23 protein-coding genes, 1 other RNA gene and 1 other annotated feature are annotated in these 24,591 nt (G+C 37.9%); of the genes, 2 read left to right on the top strand and 22 right to left on the bottom strand.

Translation table 11 applies throughout. The features are described from left to right. Positions 1 to 1,158, top strand: a 1,158-nt coding sequence (locus tag RT445_RS12005; RefSeq protein ID WP_313470640.1) for a replication-associated recombination protein A, incomplete at its 5' end; no start/stop codon positions are given. A 67-nt stretch (positions 1,159 to 1,225) separates the two neighbouring features. Here RT445_RS12005 and RT445_RS12000 read toward each other — a convergent pair. The 16 genes from RT445_RS12000 to RT445_RS11925 form a co-directional block, all read right to left on the bottom strand. After that, entirely contained in the window at positions 1,226 to 1,942 is a 717-nt protein-coding gene (locus RT445_RS12000; protein ID WP_312506736.1) for a hypothetical protein, read from the bottom strand. 276 nt (positions 1,943 to 2,218) lie between these two features. Beyond that, positions 2,219 to 2,737: a hypothetical protein gene (locus tag RT445_RS11995; protein WP_312506737.1), complete on the bottom strand. Its 519-nt coding sequence runs from the start codon at positions 2,735 to 2,737 to the stop codon at positions 2,219 to 2,221. Positions 2,738 to 2,946: 209 nt separating this feature from the next. After that, entirely contained in the window at positions 2,947 to 3,333 is a 387-nt protein-coding gene (locus tag RT445_RS11990) for a hypothetical protein (protein ID WP_274793883.1), read from the bottom strand. Positions 3,334 to 3,456: 123 nt separating this feature from the next. Beyond that, positions 3,457 to 4,218: a tRNA threonylcarbamoyladenosine dehydratase gene (locus tag RT445_RS11985; protein ID WP_312506738.1), complete on the bottom strand. Its 762-nt coding sequence runs from the start codon at positions 4,216 to 4,218 to the stop codon at positions 3,457 to 3,459. 182 nt (positions 4,219 to 4,400) lie between these two features. Further along, positions 4,401 to 5,369 carry an N-acetylglucosamine kinase gene (locus RT445_RS11980; RefSeq protein WP_312506739.1) on the bottom strand — a complete coding sequence of 323 codons (969 nt, stop codon included), beginning with the start codon at positions 5,367 to 5,369 and terminating at the stop codon, positions 4,401 to 4,403. 61 nt (positions 5,370 to 5,430) lie between these two features. Then, entirely contained in the window at positions 5,431 to 6,513 is a 1,083-nt protein-coding gene (locus RT445_RS11975; protein ID WP_312506740.1) for a DUF871 domain-containing protein, read from the bottom strand. 24 nt (positions 6,514 to 6,537) lie between these two features. After that, positions 6,538 to 7,866 (bottom strand): PTS sugar transporter subunit IIC, encoded by a 1,329-nt coding sequence (locus tag RT445_RS11970; protein WP_274793887.1) that lies wholly within the window; start codon positions 7,864 to 7,866, stop codon positions 6,538 to 6,540. A gap of 46 nt (positions 7,867 to 7,912) precedes the next feature. Further along, on the bottom strand, positions 7,913 to 8,233 hold the full coding sequence (locus RT445_RS11965; protein WP_312506741.1) for a PTS sugar transporter subunit IIA: 321 nt from the start codon (positions 8,231 to 8,233) through the stop codon (positions 7,913 to 7,915). 18 nt (positions 8,234 to 8,251) lie between these two features. Beyond that, a complete protein-coding gene (locus tag RT445_RS11960) occupies positions 8,252 to 8,563 on the bottom strand; it encodes a PTS sugar transporter subunit IIB (protein ID WP_274793889.1) in 312 nt (103 codons plus the stop codon). Positions 8,564 to 8,787: 224 nt separating this feature from the next. Next, on the bottom strand, positions 8,788 to 9,963 hold the full coding sequence (locus RT445_RS11955; protein WP_312506742.1) for a GNAT family N-acetyltransferase: 1,176 nt from the start codon (positions 9,961 to 9,963) through the stop codon (positions 8,788 to 8,790). Positions 9,964 to 10,165: 202 nt separating this feature from the next. After that, complete coding sequence (locus RT445_RS11950) at positions 10,166 to 10,885, bottom strand: SIS domain-containing protein (protein ID WP_274793891.1); 720 nt, start codon at positions 10,883 to 10,885, stop codon at positions 10,166 to 10,168. A gap of 4 nt (positions 10,886 to 10,889) precedes the next feature. Continuing rightward, positions 10,890 to 11,612 carry a GntR family transcriptional regulator gene (locus RT445_RS11945; protein ID WP_274793892.1) on the bottom strand — a complete coding sequence of 241 codons (723 nt, stop codon included), beginning with the start codon at positions 11,610 to 11,612 and terminating at the stop codon, positions 10,890 to 10,892. A gap of 515 nt (positions 11,613 to 12,127) precedes the next feature. Beyond that, a non-coding RNA gene (gene ssrS / locus RT445_RS11940) (6S RNA) lies at positions 12,128 to 12,327 on the bottom strand. A gap of 139 nt (positions 12,328 to 12,466) precedes the next feature. Beyond that, positions 12,467 to 14,236: an aspartate--tRNA ligase gene (gene aspS / locus RT445_RS11935; protein ID WP_274793893.1), complete on the bottom strand. Its 1,770-nt coding sequence runs from the start codon at positions 14,234 to 14,236 to the stop codon at positions 12,467 to 12,469. Positions 14,237 to 14,297: 61 nt separating this feature from the next. After that, positions 14,298 to 15,566, bottom strand: coding sequence for a histidine--tRNA ligase (gene hisS, locus RT445_RS11930; protein WP_312506743.1), 1,269 nt, complete (start codon positions 15,564 to 15,566; stop codon positions 14,298 to 14,300). A gap of 25 nt (positions 15,567 to 15,591) precedes the next feature. Beyond that, positions 15,592 to 15,759: a hypothetical protein gene (locus tag RT445_RS11925; protein WP_312506744.1), complete on the bottom strand. Its 168-nt coding sequence runs from the start codon at positions 15,757 to 15,759 to the stop codon at positions 15,592 to 15,594. Positions 15,760 to 15,904: 145 nt separating this feature from the next. After that, positions 15,905 to 16,151, bottom strand: a binding site (T-box leader). 164 nt (positions 16,152 to 16,315) lie between these two features. Here RT445_RS11925 and RT445_RS11920 point away from each other — a divergent pair. Continuing rightward, positions 16,316 to 17,899 carry an N-acetylmuramoyl-L-alanine amidase family protein gene (locus tag RT445_RS11920; RefSeq protein WP_312506745.1) on the top strand — a complete coding sequence of 528 codons (1,584 nt, stop codon included), beginning with the start codon at positions 16,316 to 16,318 and terminating at the stop codon, positions 17,897 to 17,899. A 46-nt stretch (positions 17,900 to 17,945) separates the two neighbouring features. On the opposite strand, the gene RT445_RS11915 is transcribed toward RT445_RS11920, so the two are convergent. The 6 genes from RT445_RS11915 to RT445_RS11890 all read right to left on the bottom strand — a co-directional run. After that, positions 17,946 to 19,352 carry a YfcC family protein gene (locus RT445_RS11915; RefSeq protein ID WP_274793897.1) on the bottom strand — a complete coding sequence of 469 codons (1,407 nt, stop codon included), beginning with the start codon at positions 19,350 to 19,352 and terminating at the stop codon, positions 17,946 to 17,948. Positions 19,353 to 19,471: 119 nt separating this feature from the next. Next, positions 19,472 to 20,779 (bottom strand): MarR family transcriptional regulator, encoded by a 1,308-nt coding sequence (locus tag RT445_RS11910; RefSeq protein ID WP_312506746.1) that lies wholly within the window; start codon positions 20,777 to 20,779, stop codon positions 19,472 to 19,474. A 112-nt stretch (positions 20,780 to 20,891) separates the two neighbouring features. Beyond that, the gene (locus RT445_RS11905; protein ID WP_274793899.1) at positions 20,892 to 21,107 is read right to left on the bottom strand and encodes a DUF2642 domain-containing protein; all 216 of its coding nucleotides are present in this window, start codon (positions 21,105 to 21,107) and stop codon (positions 20,892 to 20,894) included. 70 nt (positions 21,108 to 21,177) lie between these two features. After that, complete coding sequence (dtd, locus tag RT445_RS11900) at positions 21,178 to 21,618, bottom strand: D-aminoacyl-tRNA deacylase (RefSeq protein WP_274793901.1); 441 nt, start codon at positions 21,616 to 21,618, stop codon at positions 21,178 to 21,180. 35 nt (positions 21,619 to 21,653) lie between these two features. Beyond that, the gene (locus tag RT445_RS11895; protein ID WP_274793902.1) at positions 21,654 to 23,849 is read right to left on the bottom strand and encodes a RelA/SpoT family protein; all 2,196 of its coding nucleotides are present in this window, start codon (positions 23,847 to 23,849) and stop codon (positions 21,654 to 21,656) included. Between the two features lie 206 nt (positions 23,850 to 24,055). Continuing rightward, a partial coding sequence (locus tag RT445_RS11890) for a pseudouridine-5'-phosphate glycosidase (protein ID WP_313470638.1) occupies positions 24,056 to 24,591 on the bottom strand: 536 nt, incomplete at its 5' end.

Here is a 24,591-nt window from a genome sequence, read left to right as displayed (position 1 = left end):
TCGATGTTGCTATACGGAGAGCCCGGCATTGGTAAAACATCCATCGCGAATGCTATTGCAGGAAGCTCAAAGCTCCCTTTCTTTGCACTGAATGCAACTCGTGCTGGTAAAAAAGATGTGGAAGATATTGTACAAGAAGCTAGAATTTCCGGAAAAGTACTCCTTTTTTTAGATGAGATTCATCGTTTCAATAAATTACAGCAGGATACTTTATTACCACATGTTGAAAACGGCTCCATTGTATTGATTGGTGCTACAACGGAAAATCCTTACCATGATGTGAATCCAGCTATCCGTTCACGTTGTGGGGAGATTTATCAACTAAAACGGCTAACAAAAGATCATTTAATTGAGCTTATAAAAAAAGCTCTAGCGGATGAAAAACGAGGCCTTGGTAAATATCATTTTGCATTAACTGATGCTCAAATCGAACAAATTGCTGGAGCAGCTAATGGAGATGCACGAAAGGCATTGACTTTACTTGAATCTATTTACTATGCAAGCGATGAGGTTGATGGGCAAGCCATTGCAGCTGACCACATCATTGAGCACCTCATTAGCCGCATTGGTGTTTATGGCGATAAAAAAGGTTCTCATTTTTATAATTTACTATCTGCCTTGCAAAAATCTGTACGAGGGAGTGACACAAATGCCGCTTTATATTATTTAGCGCATTTATTAGAAACAGGTGATTTAGTAGCTGTCTGCAGACGACTCCTTGTTATGGCCTACGAAGACATAGGTTTAGCCAATCCTGAAGTCGGCCCTCATATGTTGGCAGCAGTCCAAGCAGCAGAACGACTCGGATTACCAGAAGCGCGAATACCACTTGCAAGTGCTGTTATTGAAATGTGTTTATCATCCAAATCCAATTCCGCTATTGCTGCAATTGATGCTGCCATAACGGCCATTCATGAAGGGAGAACAGGTGATATTCCACACCATTTACGCGATGCTCATTATGAAGGTGCGAAAGATTTAGGGCATGTCGGCTACCAATACCCACATAACACGCCGATTGGCACTTTTGGCGGTTGGGTGGATCAGCAATATTTACCCGATGAGCTTGTAGGAACAGAATTTTATAAACCGGTGATTGCTGGTGAAGAAAAACGAATGGCAGGCATTTACGAAAAGCTCAAATCATTTCATCAATAAAAGCACAAAAGCAAAGTCACAATTGCTAGTGACTTTGCTTTTTTTATAATGAAGACTACACTGGCAATCATCCTGTAAAGCTCGGGTTATTAGTTGTGTAACGTTCCTTGTAAAATTGTTTTAAAGGTTCAGCTATATGGCGAAGCGATGGCAAAATGGATTCTTCTCCATCTTCTTCATTTGCCTTACTATGCAAAAAAACAATTAAATTATACGATTGATATAATAAACTTGCGAACTCTTGATTGTTTTCTCTTACTTCAAAGCGAATGGCTTTTACAGCCACTGCTTCTGCAATTTTTTGTTCCCTTGTTTCAAAAAATTCCTCATCAAGTACTTCATCATCTGACACTCGGTATAATAGTTTTAATGAACCATATACTTCTTGATTGTTACTAAAACGATCCTTTAACCACTGCAAGACAAATTGTAAAAGAATAACGGCATAAATAAGGGAAAGACATTCATCATCTCGTGACTTTTTAGCTAAACGTTGAAAGTATTCTGCTTGTGTAACTAACTCAAAAAGAATTAAACGGATTGGAAATAGCATGGCATGACCGCTATTGACGTATAATTTATCTCGATCCCTGTACAGCGCCAACCAAATATCTCTGACTAATGAAATCGATTTTCTTGTAGAAAGAGCTAATTGACATTGAATCAACTCATGCTCAATCGTTGAGTGGATAAGTCGTTGAAATAGATGCTCATCTTCCTCGCTGATTAGTAATAGTGGTTTTTCCAAATTCGCCAGATCTATTTCTATTCCGTTTACTATCATTGCCTAGCCCCCTTCCAATAAGTTTGAACAACATCAAATAGAGTGAGCATATGTACTACCAATTTTTTAACTAATTCGACAAAAATTCATAAATACCTTTTAAAAAAACATGTCTTTTTTATGCTTGTATAAAAAAAGAATCTACAAGACTTAATAAGCAAGTAAATCGATTATCTTCTACAACGTACACTGTAGAAAAAGCTAGAATTAATTGAATAAGTTATGTAGATTCTTGTCTAATATGCTATTTTCTGAAAATAGATGGTCTAGTCTTGTCTATGCTGATAGTTCTTGATCAACAAATAATTTAAACTGTTTTAGACAGCTCTTCACATCACCTTTTTGGGACAACACTTCATCGCGTATTATTGTCGTTTTTTCTTCATCCTCTAGCACTTCCGCTAAAAGGGCCAAGATATCTGTTAATAATTGTTCATTCTCTTCCTGTTCGATACTTGGTAAAGAATAGGCAGCTATTGATAATAAACGCTCCACTTTTTCAGGTGTTTTTTGTAAAGCATTTGAGGAATAATAAGTCGATGCAGCTAAAAAGTAACATAATTTTGCACAGCAATCGATAAATAAATGCCAATACGTATTCGCACTTGGTAATTCTCCAGCACGCTGATCAATATACGCCTTATAATATGTTGTTACTTGTGTATATAAAGGATTTAATTCTCTCATGGCTTTCGGATAATTGTTGGAGGTATCCAAATAGTCAAATACAATGGCATTCATTTTCTCTTGAAGTTTAACAATATCTAAATGATCACGAATTACTTGAATTTCCATTTTCCCACTCTCCCATATGTCATTTGTTGTTTTCACATTTTGCTATTCATTGAGTAGCAATGAGCAACCCAAACAAACTGATCGATTATCTTATGGATGATTCAAATTATAGCAATAAACCATATGAAGAAGTGTAGACATGAAAAAAATAAGACAATTTCGTGAATTAATAGCATTTTATGTACATAAGAGGAACTATTTTGGTAAAATTATACCCTTTGTACATATTCATCAAATAACCATTGTTCCTGTGCTTGATCAACAATTTCGAGAATACTACCCTGCATATATTTTTTAATGCGCTTTTTTGGTGTATAAAAATAAGCATTATTCCTAATTAACCACTCACTTAATGTTAAATCACCCTCTACATATTGATCTGTTAATATTTTCTTATGGCGCAGAACATCCGCCATTTTATAAAAACCATCTGATAATTCATAAGCCGATACATCGAAATTAAAAATGGGGCTGACAACCTGTCCAACGTCAAAAATATGGATGGTTTGCTTTTCTTCATCTATAGCTAACTCTACTGTGCTAATTTCATCGAAAAGATTTAAACCTCTATATTCCATTTGATAAATTTTTTCCATCTGTTTACGCCTCCTTTTTAGAACGGTCTAATTGTAACACAGAAAAAGTAGCTACCTCTAAAAATTGAAGGTAGCTACTTCTACAAAAATAATCCATGATATTGTTTGTTGCAATGTATGGCTTTAACCTTGTACACGAGTAATTTTAACATCTTTTAAGATGGTATTGACCACCCAACTAGCAGCAATTAAACCTGCAACTGACGGCACAAAAGCATTGGACGATGGCGGCATCTTTGCTTTGCGGATCGCCGCATCTGGCTTCCCAACATGTTCTACAACATCTGGTCGAACGACAATCGGGCTCTCATCCGAAAATACAACGGTTACCCCTTTATGAATTCCGTCTTTTCGTAGCTTTGTACGTATGATTTTAGCTAGAGGGTCTGTGTGTGTTTTTGATATATCAGCAATTTGGAAGCGAGTAGGATCCATTTTATTTGCTGCACCCATACTTGATATAATAGGAATATTACGCTTTAAACATTCCTTCATTAAATGAATTTTATACATAACTGTATCACTTGCATCGATTACATAATCAATGTTTTGTGCAAAAAATTCCTCATATGTTTCTTCCGTGTAAAACATATGCATATCAATCACTTCACATGCTGGATTAATATCTGCTATGCGCTCTTTCATTACAGCTGATTTAGATTTGCCCACAGTAGATAGATATGCTACTAATTGTCTGTTGACATTTGTAATATCTACATTATCTTTATCAACTAAAATGATGCGGCCGATCCCACTGCGTGCACATGCCTCAGCAGCGAATGATCCCACACCACCCACACCAAGAATGGCAACCGTTGTATTTTTTAATTTTTCGAGACCCTCTGTTCCTATTGCGAGCTCGTTACGTGAAAATTGATGTAACATCCTGACACTCTCCATCTATGAAATTTTATTAGTAAACCTAGTTATATACTAAGATAAAAACACAACCTATCTTACATTTTATCATGTTATTCATCAAGTGAAAATTATAAAGAAAAAAATAGTTGCCTACTTATAGTCATACTATAAAGAGCAATTGAATCACTTCAACTACTCTTTGATTACTATATATAATTTTTTTGAAATACTTCAACAAAAGACATATGAGGCTGAACGTCTAGCTGTTGAAATGCTGCTATTACTGCCCCACCAATTGGCGGTAAAGCTGGTGTCTTAAAGCTAAAAGGTAATGCTTCCTCTAGTGCCATAGCTTGAAGTCTTGAAACAAAATGAGCTTCATTGGTAAACACCCCACCTACTAAGACGACTGGTACTTCGTCTTGCTCCCACTGCATATCCAAATAGCAAGCCCTAATCGCCTTATAATAGTTTTGACAAGCATTTTCTATTATTTGCTTAGCTACAAGATCCCCATTGTCAGCTGCTTCAAAAATATACACACTCAATGGGGCGACGACCGTACGTGGATGTTCCTCGCCATAAATATGGGCTATTAATTGTGGCACAGTTTTTACAGAAAAATGATGCAGCACAGCTTCGGTTAAGAGTGTAGCTGTTGCTCTTCCATCATAACTTTGAAATACGGCTTTTAGCAGCTGAACACCTAAATCATAGCCGCTACCTTCATCATCAAAAAGATAGCCCCAGCCACCTACTCGATGAAAGCGTTGGTGACAATCGTACCCCATCGTAATGGCCCCTGTTCCAGCAATTTGAACAATCCCTGCTTTGCCAAGTGTACCTGCATAAAGAGCAATTAATGCATCATTATCCACCCTAATTGTTGCGGCTTTGGAAACATAGTGTCGTAAAACAGCTTCAACCACGCCTCCTGCTTGTAGCTCCTGAACTCCTGCCATACCAGCAAAACAGCTAGCAACTTCTGCAAGTGCTTGTGGATTTTGCTGCTGTAAATTTTGCATGATTGTATGCAAAATTGCCTCAAAATAGGTTCTATCCATCGCTGTTGGATTACTTCTTGTCGTCACCACTTGAGCATAAATATTCCCCTTTTCATCACAAATAACTGCTGACGTTTTCGTTCCACCACCATCAATTGCTAATACATACATAACAATGTTTCCCCCCATAAAGAAAAAGAGATTGATAACTCAATCCCTTCCTCTCCATTCTTTACTTTGTAAACCCAAATGATGCCCATGGTTGAATATATGGTAATAAAAATCGCTCTTCCTCGACAATGCTAGCAACGACATTGCTGGAACCAGCATTTGGAATGTCCTTCAGAACAATTTGGAGCTCACCTTTATAACGAACATCAAGATTATTATCAATCGTAACATCACCTAGTTTAAGTGGACGTGTATCATGGATAGGAAAATCCTCATTTTTATATTTAACTCGAGATTGAGTACTCCGAATGACATAATCAGAAACATCACCACGATTAAAATGAGGCTCCTGAAAAAGAATGGTCTCCTCTAAACTACTAGTATCTGAGGACTGGCTCACCTTTAATTCAAGCTTATAGCGATTTAATTGACCTAATGCTCGTATTTCTTCCTCTGAAGCATACATATTGCCGATAATACAATCATCAATTAGCCCCGTGTGCCATAAATCTTTTGCCTGTACAGTAACTGGTAGTTGACGGTGCTCCTCTAGTGTTGGTAAACCATGTTCCGTTTGCTCCCAAGGTCCAAATTTACCATGCTGTGAGGAAATCATCGCTGCCGTTCTTATATTGTGTTCCTTAAAGCATTGTGATGTTTGTAAAAAATGCTGACGAGATAAACCAGTAAAGCGTCTTGGATAAAAATTATGACAGCCAATAATATTCTCTTTATTTGCTTGGTAAGATAACACATTATCGACATACTTCGTACCATTACTAATATTTAATTCTATCTTCAGATTACTTGCGTCAAATGACATCAGCGCTTCTTCCTGACCTGAAAATCCCATGTCTAAACGTATAGCTGCCAAAGAAAAATGTTCTTTTAAATAGCCAATATCCTTATAGGTATAGCCTAAATCATCAAAAACGGCTGGTGCAATATCAGCTGAAATGTCAAAACCTAACTGTTGAGCAAATTGGTTAATTTGCTGTAATTTCTGGCGTTCTTCCTTCTGCTTTAATGACATCAGACATGTAAAAATACGGTCAAAGCCATTGTCATGGGCAAGCTGAACATAGCGCTTCATTTCGTCAAGTGTAGTATGCTGCGGATAGAGCGAAATTCCTAATCTTCTCACTTTAAACCCTCCATTAGTTCACGCTTAAACTTCTACTTTTTGCCCTTCTGCTTGGACAACAGCTTGTTGTTCATTTTGTGCTGCTAAAGCAGCTTTTTGCTCATTCTGCCTTGCCATACGGTTTGCCATCGAAATAAATGGCAAATAAATACAAACGGCAATGACAATTAACACTATACTTAAGACTGCCCCACGCCAAGATTGAGTTGCTAGGAATCCGTTAATAATCGGAGGTGTTGTCCATGGTGGTGCTACAGTAGCTGCTGGCACCCAGCCCAACTTCGTTGCAAAGAAGGCAATCGTTACGTTTACCATTGGTGTCAAAATGAAAGGTACGAATAAAACCGGGTTTAATACAATTGGCAGTCCGAAAAGTAATGGCTCATTAATATTGAAAATCCCAGGAGCTGCGGATAATTTTCCAACTGTATTATATTGCTTATTCTTTCTTGCAAATAGGAATATCGCAATAATAAGTGCTATTGTCGTACCAGAGCCTCCCATGTTAATAAATGCATCAAAGAATGGTTTATTTACAATGTAAGGCGCTACTTTACCAGCAGAGATAGCAGCAACGTTTTCGTTAATAGCTGGTAAATTAATCGTTTGCATAAATGGTTCAATGATATTTGCTCCATGAACGCCAAGTGTCCATAAAAATGTAGGGATAAATGCCAAAATTAAAGCCGCAAGCCATGTATTTGTTAGACCCATAAATGGCTCCTGAATCGCCGTGTAGAAGGAACCAACAATATCTGGTATATCAAAACCTGCCGAAATAATTGTTCGAACTAGAGCAAATAATCCAATAGTTATTATGGCAGGTAGTAACGCTGCAAATGATTTCGCAACAGCTGGTGGTACACCATTTGGCATTTTAATTAGTAACTTGGGATTGCCAGACAATTTACAAAACAATTCTGTAGAAAGTAGTGCAATGATCAGAGCAATGAATATACCACCTGTACCTGTAGTTAATCCTGTTAATCCACCTTCACCAAACGTACCAAATGTCATATAGCTAGCAAGCCCTATTACTCCACCAGATAATGCATCTTTGTCATAGCTTTTCGTCAAATGATAGGCAACACAAAAGGCTAGTAATAGTGAAATAATTCCAAATGTAGCTCCCCAAATATTGCCACCAAACTGTGTCCATGTCTCATGCTTCCAAATGGCATCGAGTGCATTTTGATAAAATTTGATAGGCAAATTGTTAATAAGTACAGCCAGAGATCCCACAATCGTTAAAGGCATAATCGTAATAAATCCATCACGAATGGCAACTAAATGACGCTGATTTCCAACCCTTGCAGCAACCGGTACAAATTTCTCTTCTAAAAAACGGAACATCCCCATACACTCCCTTTGCTTTTTATTGTGACATCAAAATTTGATGTTACTCCCCTTTGATTCGTTCATATAGCTCAATCATTTCCTGTGCTAAATCACGAAATGTAATAGAATTCATTAAATGATCTTGTGCATGAATTAATAACATAGAAACCTCTACTTTTTCTCCCCTTGCTTCTTGAGACAGTAACCCCGTTTGAGCGTGATGTGCATCAATTAGAGATTGATTCGCTAATTTGATTTTCTCCTTCGCCGCCTCAATTTCCCCTTTTTTTGCTAGCTGAATAGCTTCCATACACTCACTTTTCGTATTACCACTATGCACAATAAGACCCATAATCGATTCCATTAATGCTACTTCTCCCATTTCCCGTTGTCCCCTCTTTCATCCTATTAATTGCAGGGCTTGCTTCAAGACATTCTCCCCATTCATCATGCCGTAATCCGCCATATTAATAACATCAATAGGAAAACCCATATCCTTGTATTTTGATTCAAACGTGCCCTTTAAGTAGCGTACCTGAGGGCCTAGTAAAAGCACATCCGCCTTTTTCGCAGCTAATACTTTTTCAACCTCTCCTTCTGCAATAGCATAAATATCAGCTTCAATATTTTTCTCCTGTGCGGCTTTTTGCATCTTCGATACTAATAAGCTAGTACTCATGCCTGCTACACACACTAACATGATGTTTTTCATTCGAAACACTCCTTTAATGTTTTTATTTTGTAATCGCTTACTTATGTTGAGAATAGCACCTATTGGTATATACCACAATACAATTTTTACATAAAATATATGTTAAGCTAATAAATTACAAAATTGGGCTATTGCAGTTGTATAGCATAATTAACGATTCTTTTTAACTGGTATAGTCCAGAAAAAAGTTCAAAAAATTTTTATATTTCCATCAAATTTAGTGCCTAAAAATACTCATAAAAAGCAGGTTTTTCTGAAGGTAACGCCCTTTGCCAATGATCAATTATCTTTTTCTCTATAGGCTGATTAGCATAGATAACTGCTTCTTTTACAGAAAGATAGCCCACCATCATTGCCGAAAAAAGATTAATTGGTAGTGTTAACATATGCATGGTATCGGTTGAATTTGTCTCAATTATTGAGACATGACCATTTTTATTTATTTGATAGACATGCTCATTCCAATGACAAAAAGAATCTTCAATACGAATAGTCAAAATGTCATTAATCTCTCCCCATGGATACTGCTGCATGAATGCATAAACGTCCACCACCCTAATCATGACATCCTGAACGACTTCCTTTTTGAATTGTGGCTCTTTGAAATAAAAGCCAAATGGATAATGATTGCTAGTAACTCCTGTAATGTTACTAACACTAGCTGCGTGCGACGTAATATAACGCCATATTGCTTGTTCCGCTAAATGATTGGCTACAATAAAATCTTGAACTTCAAATGTCTCCTGCCTTATTGCATAACGAATATACCCCTCTAGATGCCCATCTAGAAAATAAGCTGCAAAATGACTATCAGGGCTCCTTCTCTCAATTCGCTTCCACCAAGCATCATCACGTACCATGCCACCATGTTGTACGATTGCCATTGCATTATGAAATTCCTTAATACCCTGAAAAAGATCGGGATCTAACCATTCAAAGCTCATCCTTTTAACGACATCTAGTTGTTTACCTAAATCTGGAAAATTCACTTGTGGAATCGTATAATGAAGCTTCTCAAAAAATAGTTCCCACCCAAAATATCGATAGAATGACACGGAATAAGGTGCTAAAACAGAAATCGTCTGCCCATTGTTCCGCATTTTTTGCAGTGCTTCCGTCATGAGCCTTTTCACAATTCCCTGTTGCCGATACTCTGGATATGTAGCGACAAATCCTATCCCCCCCATTTTGTACTGGACGCCATGCACCGTCATGTTTAATGGTAATATTAGAAGCTGCCCAACGACTTTTTTATCATCATAAGCCCCTAGTGTTGTGCTATGCTCAATCCAATAGTGAAAATCGTCTCGACGAGCCTTTGTATATTTATTTGAAAAACAATAATCCCTCAATTGATGTATTTGCCAATAATCGTTAGGTGAGACAATGTTAATGTTCATACTTAACCACCTCTGTTTAATGAATATTCTGATAAATATTGATAAATAAATGCTTTTTCCAAGGGCTCTTTTGCAGTGGTATAACAACAACCACTGCAAAATCCCTTAACACTCTTCTCCAAAATTCCCTTAACATCTTTGTTATTCCTAGTGACGAACCGCACTTAACCCATTTTCAACGTAAATTTCCTTTTGCTATTGCTCATGTAAAATCTATACGATGCTGGTATTTTGCAATCATTGTTTCATTATGTGACCAATCTGAATCCACATTATTACTAACAAAAATAGGTAATTCAGTTGAGTTCTTTGCTATCTCCTCAATGATTTCGCTAAATAACGCATTTAATAGTAGTGAACCAATAACAGTAGATGCTGGCGCATATTGCATTTCATGTTTATGCAAAACGCCATCACCAATAGGTATATGTGTGTTGATGATGAAATCTACCACTTCTTCTAGTCTTTGCCCGCTATGATGACGTGTAGGCTGCTCTTTATAGAAGAGCGATTGTAGGGATAGAACAAAAACACCTCTAGCCTTTGCTAATAAAGCGGCGTCAATAGGTGCTGAATTTCTCCCGGAAGTCGAAATCACAATGCACACGTCATTTTCACGAAAATCAAACTGTTCCTTATGTTGTTCAATAATAGTCGGGTCCTTCTCATTACTTGAGGAAGCTAAAGCCCCCGCATGTAATGCTAACGGTTCAATAAAAATGGGACGCACAGGAACTAAACCACCTGCTCGGTAAAATGCCTCCTGAGCTAATAACTGCGAATGTCCACAACCAAAAAGTTGGATAATGCCACCTCGCTGAAGGCGCTGCACAATGATACGAGCAGCTTCATTAATCCGTACAGCTTCCTGCTCTTTTACAACTTGGATTAGCTTTTCGATTTCAGAAAAATATGCATGCATATGATCACCTTTTAATTTCACTTATAAATTTGTAGCGATCCGCTCGATAAGTACTACGTACAAGCTCAAACGGCTTACCATCCGATAAATAACTTGTTCGTTTAATAATTAAAACTGGAGCTGTTTGATTAATCTGCAAAAACTTACTATCTTCTTTTGATACAATGGCTGCCTCCATTTGCTGAACAGCATTTCCAATTTTTTGATGGAATTTCGCTTCAATTAAGGCATAAAGCGAGCCCATAATTTGCTTTTCATCCAATTCAGGATATATTTTCACAGGGATATACGTTCTTTCAATCGCCATTGGCTGAGAATCCGCATTTCTAATCCGAACTACAAAGAATACCTCTTCTCCTGACTCAATCATTAAGTCTCTGGCGATATCCATCGGCGGTACGATTTTCTCAAATCGTAAAACTTTACTGCTCGGTTCCATGCCTCGTGCGCGCATATCCTCAGTAAAACTCGTTAATCCCTTTAATGGTTGCTCTAATTTTGGATTGGCAACATAAGTACCTCTCCCTTTTTCTCGATAAAGAAGACCACTATTTACTAGATTGGTAATGGATTGACGTACAGTCATTCTACTAACGTCAAATTGCGCGGAAAGCTCTCGTTCTGAAGGAATTGTTTCACCAATTTTGTATTCTTCTAAATAAATTCGTTGTTTAATAATCTCTTCTATTTGTATATAAATAGGAATATGGGAATTTTTCTCTAACAAATCTTGCACCTTCCTTATGCCTCATTTATGATATTCCAAATACAACTTTACCTGACAAATCGTTTTTTGCCCATGCAAATGTTGAGTAAGCAATACACAATTCACATGAAAACCACCCTTAGCTTTCTTGGTAAGTCGTAATTTTTTAACATTGGCTTACACTATTTTTTGTATTGACTACTTTGTCATGGCATCTCTATTTCTACTGTCTACTCCATCATTAATTGAATGCCTTTTTATGCATCGTTTGCTAATGGAGACTTTTTTGCTTCCAACTCATGTTCATCATATTACTAGCCAATTACGAAGATAATGTTTGCCTGAGCATTTTTTCTGTAAGGCTAACTTTGCCATTGATGAAGGTATAGTTGTCTATACCAATTATATGCTGATTAACCAAAAATAAAAAGTAATTCTTTCATATTTTCAAAATTTTCCTATTTTTCAATAGCTATGTCCCTTTTTCAACAAAAAAAAGGAGCTATACTCAAGCTCCTTTTAATCCTATGTATAGGACGAATCCCAATTGTGCCGTAATGCCAAGAAACATTCGTTTTGAACCCGCAATTTGCAGGGGGGTGCCCGCTTTGCAGCTTTAAACGTCCCGCTCCGCTAGGGGCATGTTTGCGACTACAAAATGAAGGCTCCCGATTCGATAATGTTCGGTCAAAACTGTGAAGTAGAGTTAGCAGTTAGACAAACACATCAGGATTCGTATTACAGATATCATACCACCACTTTTCTGATAATTCAAACGATTTTCTCTAACAATCTATAATTTCATAAGAAAACGCAAAAAATACCTAGGTTCCCAACAATATTTGCTAGGAAACCTAGGTATTCTGTATTATTGTTTATTTTCTAAATGGTTTAATTGCTAAACTTAATTCGCTTAGTTGCTCTGGTGATACTTCACTTGGTGCTTCTGTCATTAAGCAGCTAGCACTTGCTGTTTTCGGGAATGCAATCGTATCCCGTAAATTGTTACGTCCCGCTAATAACATAACAAAGCGATCAAGACCAAAGGCAAGACCAGCATGTGGTGGTACACCATATTCAAATGCTTCTAATAAGAAACCAAATTGCGCCTGAGCCTCTTCTTCTGTAAAGCCAAGTAATTCAAACATTTTTTCTTGTAGATCACGTTCATAAATACGTAATGAACCACCACCAAGTTCGTAGCCATTTAATACAATATCATATGCTTGAGCACGAACTGCTGAAGGATCTGTGTCCATTAACGGGATATCTTCATCAAACGGACGTGTGAATGGATGGTGTGCTGCATAGTAACGTCCATCTTCCTCAGAGTATTCAAATAATGGCCAGTCAGTAATCCATAGGAAGGCAAATTGAGATTCGTCAATTAAATTTAGATCCTGCCCTAATTTAGTGCGAAGTGCCCCTAAAGATGCGGCTACTACAGCTGCTGTATCTGCTACGAATACTAGAATATCGCCCACTTCTGCACCCATACGTTCTATTAATGCAGCTGCTAATGCTTCATCAAAGAACTTCGCGATTGGACCATTTAAGCCTTCTTCTGTAACCTTTAACCAAGCAAGACCTTTTGCCCCATAGATACCAACAAACTTTGTTAATTCATCCATGTCTTTACGTGAATATTTGTCGGCTGCCCCTTTAATATTGATACTTTTTACTTGCTTCCCTTGTGCCACTGTATCTGCAAACACTTTAAAATTACAACCTTCAAAAACATCATTTAATGCTACTAATTCTAAGCCAAAACGAACATCTGGTTTATCTGAACCATAACGATCCATTGCTTCTTGGTATTTCATGCGTTGGAATGGTGCAGGGATATCAAGCCCTTTCACTTCTTTCATTACAGCTTGGATTAAACGCTCATTCATTTCTAATACTTCTTCTTGTGTTAAGAAACTTGTTTCAATGTCTACCTGTGTAAACTCTGGTTGACGGTCAGCACGTAAATCTTCATCACGGAAACAACGTGCAATTTGGAAATACTTTTCAAAGCCAGCAACCATTAATAACTGTTTAAATAACTGTGGTGATTGTGGTAAAGCATAAAATTCACCTTCATGTACACGTGATGGCACTAAATAATCACGAGCACCTTCTGGCGTTGACTTTGTTAAAATTGGTGTTTCAACTTCTAAGAAGCCTTCATTTTGTAGGAAGTTACGAATTGTACGTGTAACATCAGAGCGCATTTTAAAGGTATCGAACATCACTGGACGACGTAAGTCCAAATAGCGATATTTTAAACGTAGATCTTCTGACACGTCTGTACGATCTTCTATTTGGAATGGCGTTGTTTTGGCCGTATTAATGACAACCAATTTTGTAGCTTCTACTTCAATTTTACCGTTCGGCACATTTGGATTGATTTGGTCCTCTGTACGAAGGATAACCGTTCCTTCCACTTCAATTACATATTCACTACGCACTTTATCCGCTAAAGCATGTGCTTCTGCAACGTCTGGACTAAAAACAACCTGAGTAATACCTGTACGGTCACGTAAATCAATAAAGATTAAACCACCAAGGTCGCGACGACGCTGTACCCAACCTTTTAATACGACTTTTTCGCCTTGTAACGCTTCTGAAAGTTCGTTACTAGCATGTGTTCTTGTAGCCATTGTTAAATTCCTCCAAAATATCTTCTTTTTATGTAGCATTTAACGAGAAATGCCATGTCTTTTAGGATTGTTGAGATAAATAGTTCACTAATTCTGAAAATGCAACCTTATGCTGCTCACCAGATTCCATATGCTTCACTGCTGCTGCTTGCTCTTCCAGCTCCGTTTCACCAAGGACAATCGTAAACTTCGCCCCTAGGCGGTCCGCTGATTTCATTTGTGCCTTCATTTTTCGATCTAAATAATCCATTTCTGTGGCAAGGCCTTTTGCGCGGAACGTACTAGTTAACTCTACAGCCTTTTGTTTCGCCTCATCGCCCATTGCAATAATATAAACATCTAGTCCAGCAGCCGTATCTAATTCCACACCTTCTGCCTCAAGCGCTAATAATAAGCGTTCAATACTTAGTGCGAATCCAATACCTGGCACATCTGGCCCTCCAATTTCTTGTACGAGACCATTGTAGCGTCCACCACCACAAAGTGTTGTAATAGCACCAAAGCCAGAAGCAGTCGACATAATTTCGAATGTCGTATGATTGTAATAATCAAGTCCACGCACAAGATTTGGATCAACTTCATACGTAATGCCCAATGTATCCAAATACGCTTTCACTTGAGCAAAATAGGCAGCTGATTCCTTAGTTAGGAAATCTGTCAATGCTGGAGCCGTTTGCATTAATGGATGCTCGCGATCTACCTTGCAATCTAAGATTCGCAATGGATTTTTTTGTAAACGATTTTGACAATCGGAGCAAAACTCCTCTATATGTGGCTCAAAATGTTGTAATAATGCTGTACGATGCGTATCACGAGTTTCTTTGTCACCAAGTGAATTGATGACCAATTTCAAATCCTTTAAGCCCGCTGATTCATAAACATCCATCGCAAGAGCGATAACTTCTGCATCAATGGCAGGATCTGCTGAACCGATTGCCTCTACACCGAATTGCACGAATTGACGGTAGCGACCGGCTTGTTGGCGCTCATAGCGGAACATAGGTCCTAAATAAGAAAGTTTAACAGGTTGGTCTGGGGCACCAAACATTTTATGTTCTACATACGCACGGACAACTCCAGCTGTATTTTCAGGACGCAATGTTAACGAACGCCCCCCGCGATCTTCAAATGTATACATTTCCTTTTGCACAACATCCGTTGTTTCACCAACACCACGTGCAAATAAATCTGTCTGTTCGAAAATCGGTGTACGAATTTCGTTATAGCGATACACACGGCAAATATCACGAATAATCGCTTCAACCTTTTGCCATTTTTCAGATTGACCTGGCAAAATATCTTGTGTTCCTCGTGGCACTTTAAAACTCATGTAATTTCCCTCCTATATTGATTGCTTATGATTGAGCAGCTGTCATTCCACTTGGAGCGGCTTCGAGCTTTCTTTGAGCACTTTCCTCTCCACTTGGAGCAGCTTCGGTCCTTCTTTGAGCGCTTTCCTCTCCATTTGGAGCGGCTTCGGTCCTTCTTTGAGCGCTTTCCTCTCCATTTGGAGCGGCTTCCACCCTTGATTAAGCACTCCGCTCACCAGTTGGAGCTATTTTTCTTGCTGTTCAGTGAAGCATCTTCCACATAGCGCAGAATTCACCCCATTTTCAGCAGGGTCGATTGCTTTTTAGACAACAAAAAAGCCCTCGTCTCCTTGCCATTGCAAGGGACGAGAGCTGTATAAGCTTCCGCGGTTCCACCCTAGTTGACACAAAATATAAATCTGTGTCCTCCTCATAATCGGATAACGGCCGATTCCGTTTTTTCCTAATAGGCATTGCTGCTTTTCAGAAAAAAGCCTCTCAAGTGTTATTCGCATCATACATATTTGTAGGAAAGATTGCAGCCTAAGTCTTCCCCTCTCTTTTCCAATAGAGGTACACGCTACTTGCTTGGTCATAAGCGATTAATCATTTTTCGATTACCCTTTATGTTAGTCACTAGCCAAGCCAATGTCAACTATTTTTATATTTTTCATCAAACAGCAATGAAAATGACAAATTCCATTACCTTTTTACCACGAATTTTTATACAAAAGCATGGTAAAATAGCACAAGGAATAGGAGGAATCTGATGAGGACAAAAATTTTACATAGTATAATGATCTTCATACTAATGGTAACTATTGCGATGCCAAATAAGAACTTTGTTCAAAAAGCTTCCGCTGACACTAGTGATCTAAAAGTCGCTGGAACAATTCTTCATTTACGTGAGGGTCCTGGTTTGTCTTATCCTATCATTACGACATTAGAAGAAGGTGATCCTTTATCCTCAATTGGTCGTGAAGGGGATTGGATTCAAGTAAAAACAGGTAACTACGAAGGATGGGTTGCCTCTTGGCTGACAGCTCCTACAAATGCTAAACAAGCCTTAGATAAAACTGTCATCGCACAAGTTGACCGTTTAAATATTCGAACAGAGCCAGATATCTCATCAGCAGTGCTTGGGCAACTTTCGACGGGCAACCAAGCAAACCTCATTGAAGAAAATAGTGAATGGGCCAAAATTGATTGGAATGGACAAACTGGATGGGTTTCAAAGGATTATGTCACGATAAACGATAATCCTAAAAAAGAAACAGAACCAAAAGAAGATGCAGTAGAAGTAACTACTACTACAACACCAGTAAACAAGGATACTACTTTTACAATCTTAGTGGACGTTCTAAATGTCCGTAAAAAACCTGATTTAAATACTAAAAAAGTTGGTACTGTGACAAAAGGGCAAGCCTTTAAAGTACTGGCTCAAGAACATAATTGGGTACAAATACAGTACAATGATAAAAAAACAGGATGGGTCTATAGTTTTTACGGTACATTCTCTAATAAAGTGAAGAGTACTTCCAAAACTTCCTCTTCTAAAGAGTTGGAGTCTGTTACGATTATTTATAATGGGACAAACCTACGAACAGATGCGTCAACAGATGCTGAAGTTGTTGAACGTGTCGATGCTGGCATTAATTACCCGATTGTCGGCGTGAAGAATGATTTTTATGAAATACAATTAGATGATGAAAAAACGGCATTTGTCGCGAACTGGGTAGTAACAACAAGTTCAAATAAAGCAACAATACCTCAAAAGGATAAAGAAGAACCTCGTAAAAAAGGAACTTTAAATGGACTGACGATTGTTGTGGATGCAGGACATGGTGGGAATGATCATGGAACAACAGGGCAGCGTGGTACAGAGGAAAAAGGCATTACTTTGAAAACAGCTACTCTACTTGCTTCTAAATTAAGTGCTGCTGGTGCAAATGTGGTCATGACGAGGGAATCAGATGAATATGTAGCTCTACGTAAGCGTGTATCCATTGCCCATCAATATGAGGCAGATGCCTTTATTAGTCTTCATTATGATGCAACAGACGACAGCTCTATTAACGGCTTCACATCCTATTATATGAATAGTAATCAAAAAGGACTTGCTGAAGCGATCCATGATGGCCTTTCAGGTAAATTAGAATTGAGAGATCGTGGGACACAGCAAGGTAACTATTTAGTACTACGAGAAAATCGTCAAAAGGCTGTACTTATTGAGTTAGGCTTCTTGAGTAATTCAAGCGAGGAGCGAGTCATCACGACAGCAAAGTTCCGTGAGCAGGCAACTCTCGGTATTTATCAAGGTATACTCAACTATTTTAATAAGCAAGAGGAATAAACAAAAAGCTGTGGAAAGAATAATCTTCCACAGCTTTTTTCACGTTTTAAGTGATCCCTATTGCTACTGCAGCAATCAATGCAAGACATGCAATCACTGCCCAACCAAGTATCATCTTCCAAATAAATTTGATCCACTTTTCATATGGGATACCTGCTACAGCTAAATACGCCATTAGCGCAGATGAAGTAGGAATAATAGAATTTGTTAAGGAATCCCCATATTGAAAGGCTAACACAGCCACTTGACGTTCCAATCCTAATAAATCAGTAATTGGAATCATAATTGGCATTGTTGCTGCTGCCTGTCCACTACCTGATGAAATAAATAAATTCAAAAGTGCTTGGATAAATAACATGCCAATTGCGCTAATAGCATGTGGTAAATGGCCAATGGTTTCTGATGCTGCATAAACAATCGTATCAATAATTTTTCCTTGCTCTAACACAACCGTGATTGCACGGGCAAAGCCTACAATTAAGGCACCGAACGTTACAGCTTTTGCCCCATCAATAAAGGAATCAAAAATAGTCGCAGGTTTTAAACCGCCAATTAGCCCCGCAATTAACCCCATAATTAAAAAGGATGCTGTTAATTGTGTTAGGAACCAGCCCCAATTAAAGACACCATAAATATTAAAGCCAATTCCGCAAGCCATCACAATAAATACAAATTTATGCTTACCTGTTAATGTAGGAATGTCAATTTCGGATACAGTAGATTTAGCCTTTTGCTCAATGTCATAAATAACACTTGCTTGTGGATTCTTTTTTACTTTAAAAGCATAGCGAGACACATAAAATATGGCAAAACCTAGAACAAAAATATAGACAACTGCACGGAAACCTATTCCAGAAAATAGCGGTACATCTGCTAATGATTGCGCAACACCTACTGTAAAGGGATTAAGCATACCTCCAAAAAATCCACTAGCTGCACCAAGAGTAATCATAGCTGTCCCTGTTACAGCATCAAAGCCCATTGCACGAGCAATCGCTACACCAATCGGTACGAAAATAATTGTTTCTTCTGCCATCCCCATTGTAAAACCGCCAACAGAGAACAAGATCATCGATAATGGAATGAGTAATTTTTCTCTTCCCTCTAGCGCTTTTACACCTTTATAGACACCAGCTTCAATGGCACCTGTTGAACGGATAATGCCAAAAACACCGCTGACTAAGAAAATATAGAAAATAATTTGAGCTCCTTTTTCAAGCCCCATTGGAATCGCTGTAAACATTTCGAAAAATGAAACTGGATCACTCTCAATATGATGATAGCTTCCATCTACAACGAGCATTCGCCCTTCCTCATCCTCTACACGGTCAAACTCACCCGCCGGAATAATATAGCTTGCAATACCTGCTAAAAAAATAATAGCAAAAATAATGGTATATGTATGAGGTACTTTGAGCCAACTTCTCTTTTTAACATTCTGTTCATTTTCCATAAATTCACTCTCCTTTTCATAGATTTAGACATCGGAACAATGTTGTCGTTATATGTCGTTAATTGAGAATAAATATACATGAGTTCAAATTTATTGTAAAGTATTAATTTTCTATTATTTCAGAATGTCCAATAGTTTGTTGCCTTATAAAGCTTTCGCGGACGGCCTTGATGATAAGGTTGCTCCTCTCCTACTAACTTAAAGTAATCATGCTCGATTAATCGATTAATAATGCGTTCAGCAGATCGACGTGACAGATTCATATATTGCGCTAATTCCGTAGCTGAAAATGGGCGATTATTAGTAACTGTGATAAATTGCTTCATAACATTTAAATTTTTAGCACTCATTTTCACCTTTTCAGCCATCTCTAAAATGGCTTTATGATGGCTACTTAATGCAATTTGATTATTATGTTCAAATAATTGTTCATGTAACTTATTCTCTGCATCTACTAAACAAATGACGGTCGATGCATCTCTCCATTTGGACGTGAAAAATAAAGCTTGGGAAGAATGAGTTTCTGCTTCATGTAATGAATATCCATAGCCAATGCCAATCGTAAAAGTGGTTTTAAATTGTCGTTCACACTGTTCAATTAATGATCTTAAATAAGCAGGTTCAAGTTGTTCAATTACCCCTCTAGTAGAAATGATTAAATAAGGCTCCTGTTGGGCTTGCGTGATTCTTGCCTGAAAACGCTTGCAAATATTTTCTAACGACTTTACAAATAGTTGTTGTTCATCCATCAACTTTTGTTTACTACAAATAGAAACGACAGCTATTTGCGACGAAGTCAACATTGTATGCTGATAAGCTTCAAGCGCTGAATTAATTGTCATTATGAATGTTTGTTTGCTTTCAACCATGTACTTCGAAGGTATACCTAATCTTTGTAACTCAACAAAAACTGCGTGTAAACTAGTAAGCGCTAAAGTGGTTTTCCCTGCTTTATATAATTCCTTATGAAAGTGAATAAAATCATTCACATTGAGCTTTGTGATTTTTTCTGGTTGATCATAAACCCATTCGTAATCTTTTACATAGACGTCAGTAGATGGAATACCGGCTTCCATCATTACCTGATGAAGACTATTCTGCTTAGGTACATCGATCGATAGCTGGGATAAATCCACCTTTTCATGATGTTGTAAGGATAATAACGATAGTGCTAGTGTCAATTCATCAAAAGGGATAAACACTGCTTGGATGTGCGATGCTTTTATTTTTTCATAGCAGTAATAATAGGGAATCGATCCAGCAAATAGTAATATATCCGAACAAGATGCAGCTTCATCAAAAAGATTTACACATTGATCTGGTGAAGTATAGGGAAAATGAATAAATTGTACTTGTGGAAACAACGTGAAATGTTCTTTTATATTATTCCAGAAAAATAATGAACCTAGAATCCCTATTGTTTTCAAAATGCTCAGCTCCTTTAATACGCACAATATTCCGATAATTTTAATCATTATACCGTAAATATATAAAAAAAAACCTTCTATCAACTATTATGTTGAGAAGGTTCATACATACTTATTTTCTTGTAGCTTCCAGCGTTACCCATACAATCTCCTCCATTGGAATGAAGTAAGGCGTACGACTAATCTCTAGGATTAAATGGTCAGGTAGTATGGATAATAAAATACCTTGCTGAATATTTTTTTCTGTTTGCACGACAACTGCCTGACCAATCATCATTTTAAAAGTTTCGTATAAATATGGATTGGATATACTCCCCATCTGTGCCATGTGTAGACACCCCTTCCTATAAAACTAACCATACTCTTTAGTATATGAAGGAATTATAGGAAATGTACCATTATTTTGACTCTAGAAGTATTGTGACTGGACCATCATTAATTAGTGCAACATCCATCATCGCACCAAAAACACCTGTTTCCACATGTAAGCCATGCTCTCGCAGTGCTTGATTAAAAGCTTCCCACAGCGGTTCGGCTACTTCTGGTCTAGCTGCACTTGTGAAACTTGGTCGATTCCCTTTTTTGGCATCCCCATATAACGTAAATTGTGAGACGGACAAAATAGCGCCTCCATGCTCTAAAATGGAATGGTTCATTTTGCCATCAGCATCTTCCCAAAGGCGTAAATTGGCTATTTTTTTCGCTAAATAAAGGACATCCTCCTGTGAATCTTCATGTGTAATACCCACTAGAAGAACGTAGCCACTATCAATTGCTCCTGTGACAGCTCCGTCTACTGTTACAGAGGCAGCTTTACTGCGCTGTAATACTACTTTCATGCATTAAAACCCCAATTCTATGTTGTTGCTTACCATTAATTAATGACCCGTTGCACCGAATAAATATCAGGTGTTTGTTTAATTCGTTCCACAACTTTATGCAAATGAGAAATATTTGAGATCGAAATAGTTAAATGAATTGTCGCCATCTTATCGCGATCAGCACGACCACTGACTGCTAAAATATTCGTTTTTGTTTCACTAACAATTTGCATGATCTCATTTAAAATACCTGGTCTATCGAAAGCTGATACTTCGATATCGACTGGATATTCTTTTTTCTCTGGAATGACACCATGCTCCCATTCCACCTCAATTAAGCGCTCCTGCTCATCCTCGATTTGAATATTTGGACAGTCCGCACGGTGCACAGACACACCTCTCCCCTTTGTGATAAAGCCTACAATTTCATCTCCAGGAACAGGTGTACAACAACGTGAAAGTCGAATAAGCATATTATCAATGCCCTTTACAATGACACCAGATTCCGTACGTTTTTGCGGAATTGGATTTTTCATTTTTTGTTCGATTTTCTCTAAAGCTTCTTCCTGCTCACGCTCTTTACGGCGTTTTTCCGCTAAACGATTGACTACTTGCTGTGCTGTTATACCGTTTACACCAACTGCCGCATACAAGTCTTCTTCGTTCGTATAATTAAATTTATCACACACTCGTTTGAGGTTTTCTGATGACATTGTTTCCTTTAAATCGAAATCCTGTGCACGGATTTCTTTTTCGATCATCTCTTTACCTTTGATAATATTCTCTTCACGTAGATGTCGTTTAAAGAATTGCTTAATCTTATTTTTCGCCTGGGAGGATTGCGCTATCTTTAACCAATCGCGGCTCGGGCCAAAGGATTGCTTAGAAGTTAAAATTTCAATGATATCTCCCGTTTTTAGTGGTGTATCAAGAGGTACCATTTTCCCATTAATTTTGGCTCCAATCGTACGATTTCCGACTTCAGAATGTACACGATACGCGAAATCGATCGGCACAGAACCAGCTGGCAATTCAATGACATCGCCCTCAGGTGTAAAGACGTACACCATATCGGAAAATAAATCAAACTTTAAGGATTCCATAAACTCTTCTGCGTTGGAAGATTCATTTTGGAATTCTAAAATTTCACGGAACCATGTTAGCTTTTGGTCGACATTTTGCTTTTGATGGTCGACCTTTTTGCCTTCTTTATACGCCCAGTGTGCAGCAATCCCGTACTCTGCAATCTTGTGCATTTCCTTTGTGCGAATCTGCACCTCTAGTGGATCACCATAGGGTCCAATAACAGTTGTATGCAAAGATTGATACAGGTTTTGTTTTGGCATGGCAATATAATCTTTAAAACGGCCTGGCATCGGTTTCCATAATGTATGCACAATACCTAAGACGGCATAGCAATCTTTAATACTATCTACAAGTACACGAATGGCTAGCAAATCATAAATTTCATTAAATTGTTTCTTTTGTAGCACCATTTTTCGATAAATACTATATATGTGCTTTGGACGACCATAGACATCTGCTTCGATTTCTACCTCATTCAGCTGTGACTTCATCTCAGCCATGACATTCTCTAAATAAGCCTCACGTTCATCACGCTTTTTCTTCATCAAACTGACAATACGATAATATTGCTGTGGGTTTAAATAGCGAAGTGCTGTATCTTCAAGCTCCCATTTGACTGTTGAAATTCCTAGGCGATGTGCAAGTGGTGCAAAGATCTCTAATGTCTCTTTGGAAATACGTCGTTGCTTTTCAGCAGGTAAATGCTTAAGTGTACGCATATTATGAAGACGGTCTGCTAGCTTGATTAAGATGACACGGATATCCTGTGCCATCGCTACAAACATTTTCCGATGATTCTCTGCTTGCTGCGCCTCTTTAGATAAATATTTAATTTTCCCCAGTTTAGTAACACCATCAACTAGCACTGCTACTTCCTCGCCAAATTCCCGTACCAAATCATCCCGCGTAAAATCTGTATCTTCGACAACATCATGTAAAAAACCTGCCGCTACAGTTTCCGGGTCCATTTGTAATTCAGCTAAAATACCTGCTACTTGTACTGGGTGAATAATATACGGTTCACCAGAGCTACGGAATTGCTCAATATGAGCATCCCTTGCTAATTCATATGCTTTTTTCACGAATGCGACATTTTCATCATTCATGTAGGATTTGACTAACTCAAAAACGTCCTCAGGAGTCAAAATTTGCTCTTTCGCCATAACATGTCCACCTTGCTCGTCAAATTTTTCAGATTAGATATAAACTTAATTGTATAAAATATTATGGTCTATTGTAAAGAGACTGTATCATTTAGTTTAGTTAATCTCGTGAACAGCTTGAAAAATGGAAAAAATAATCTCTTTTTTAATAAAAAAGACCCTTGTGACGATATGCGCCACAAAGGGTCCTTGTTTCGACAAGAGGATTAGTGTAATTGGTTGTAAGCTACAGCAATTTTCGCGCCTACTACTGCATTGTTTTTCACTAATGCAATGTTGGCATCAAGACTTTTACCTTCTGTCAATTCTTTCACTTTACCTAGTAAGAATGGTGTAACATTTTTACCTTGAATACCATTTTCTTCAGCTTCTACTAAAGCTTTTTCAATAATGTTAGTAATAAATGTATGCTCTAATGCTTCAGCTTCAGGAATTGGATTTGCAATAACAGCGCCGCCTTTTAATCCTAATTGCCATTTCGCAGATAGCATTGCAGCAATTTCTTCTGGCGTATCCAATTGGAAGTTTACATCAAAGCCACTTTGACGTGTATAGAATGCTGGCAGTTCATCTGTTCCGTAACCTACAACAGGCACACCTTTTGTTTCAAGGTATTCTAGTGTAAGACCGATATCTAAAATAGATTTTGCTCCTGCACAGATAACAGCAACATTTGTTTGTGCTAATTCCTCTAAGTCTGCAGAGATATCCATTGTTGTTTCAGCACCACGGTGAACACCGC

It is taken from the genome of Lysinibacillus sp., from assembly GCF_032093475.1.
Taxonomy (GTDB): domain Bacteria; phylum Bacillota; class Bacilli; order Bacillales_A; family Planococcaceae; genus Lysinibacillus; species Lysinibacillus irui.
This window is presented reverse-complemented; position numbering and strand designations above follow the sequence as displayed.

Excerpts from the sequence above, each read along its gene's own strand:
- RT445_RS12000 (WP_312506736.1), bottom strand. The coding sequence starts at position 1,942 with ATGATAGTAAACGGAATAGAAATAGATCTGGCGAATTTGGAAAAACCA.
- RT445_RS11995 (WP_312506737.1), bottom strand. The coding sequence starts at position 2,737 with ATGGAAATTCAAGTAATTCGTGATCATTTAGATATTGTTAAACTTCAA.
- RT445_RS11990 (WP_274793883.1), bottom strand. The coding sequence starts at position 3,333 with ATGGAAAAAATTTATCAAATGGAATATAGAGGTTTAAATCTTTTCGAT.
- RT445_RS11985 (WP_312506738.1), bottom strand. The coding sequence starts at position 4,218 with ATGTTACATCAATTTTCACGTAACGAGCTCGCAATAGGAACAGAGGGT.
- RT445_RS11980 (WP_312506739.1), bottom strand. The coding sequence starts at position 5,369 with ATGTATGTATTAGCAATTGATGGTGGTGGAACGAAAACGTCAGCAGTT.
- RT445_RS11970 (WP_274793887.1), bottom strand. The coding sequence starts at position 7,866 with ATGTTCCGTTTTTTAGAAGAGAAATTTGTACCGGTTGCTGCAAGGGTT.
- RT445_RS11965 (WP_312506741.1), bottom strand. The coding sequence starts at position 8,233 with ATGGGAGAAGTAGCATTAATGGAATCGATTATGGGTCTTATTGTGCAT.
- RT445_RS11960 (WP_274793889.1), bottom strand. The coding sequence starts at position 8,563 with ATGAAAAACATCATGTTAGTGTGTGTAGCAGGCATGAGTACTAGCTTA.
- RT445_RS11955 (WP_312506742.1), bottom strand. The coding sequence starts at position 9,963 with ATGAACATTAACATTGTCTCACCTAACGATTATTGGCAAATACATCAA.
- RT445_RS11950 (WP_274793891.1), bottom strand. The coding sequence starts at position 10,885 with ATGCATGCATATTTTTCTGAAATCGAAAAGCTAATCCAAGTTGTAAAA.
- aspS (WP_274793893.1), bottom strand. The coding sequence starts at position 14,236 with ATGGCTACAAGAACACATGCTAGTAACGAACTTTCAGAAGCGTTACAA.
- hisS (WP_312506743.1), bottom strand. The coding sequence starts at position 15,566 with ATGAGTTTTAAAGTGCCACGAGGAACACAAGATATTTTGCCAGGTCAA.
- RT445_RS11920 (WP_312506745.1), top strand. The coding sequence starts at position 16,316 with ATGAGGACAAAAATTTTACATAGTATAATGATCTTCATACTAATGGTA.
- RT445_RS11915 (WP_274793897.1), bottom strand. The coding sequence starts at position 19,352 with ATGGAAAATGAACAGAATGTTAAAAAGAGAAGTTGGCTCAAAGTACCT.
- RT445_RS11905 (WP_274793899.1), bottom strand. The coding sequence starts at position 21,107 with ATGGCACAGATGGGGAGTATATCCAATCCATATTTATACGAAACTTTT.
- dtd (WP_274793901.1), bottom strand. The coding sequence starts at position 21,618 with ATGAAAGTAGTATTACAGCGCAGTAAAGCTGCCTCTGTAACAGTAGAC.
- RT445_RS11895 (WP_274793902.1), bottom strand. The coding sequence starts at position 23,849 with ATGGCGAAAGAGCAAATTTTGACTCCTGAGGACGTTTTTGAGTTAGTC.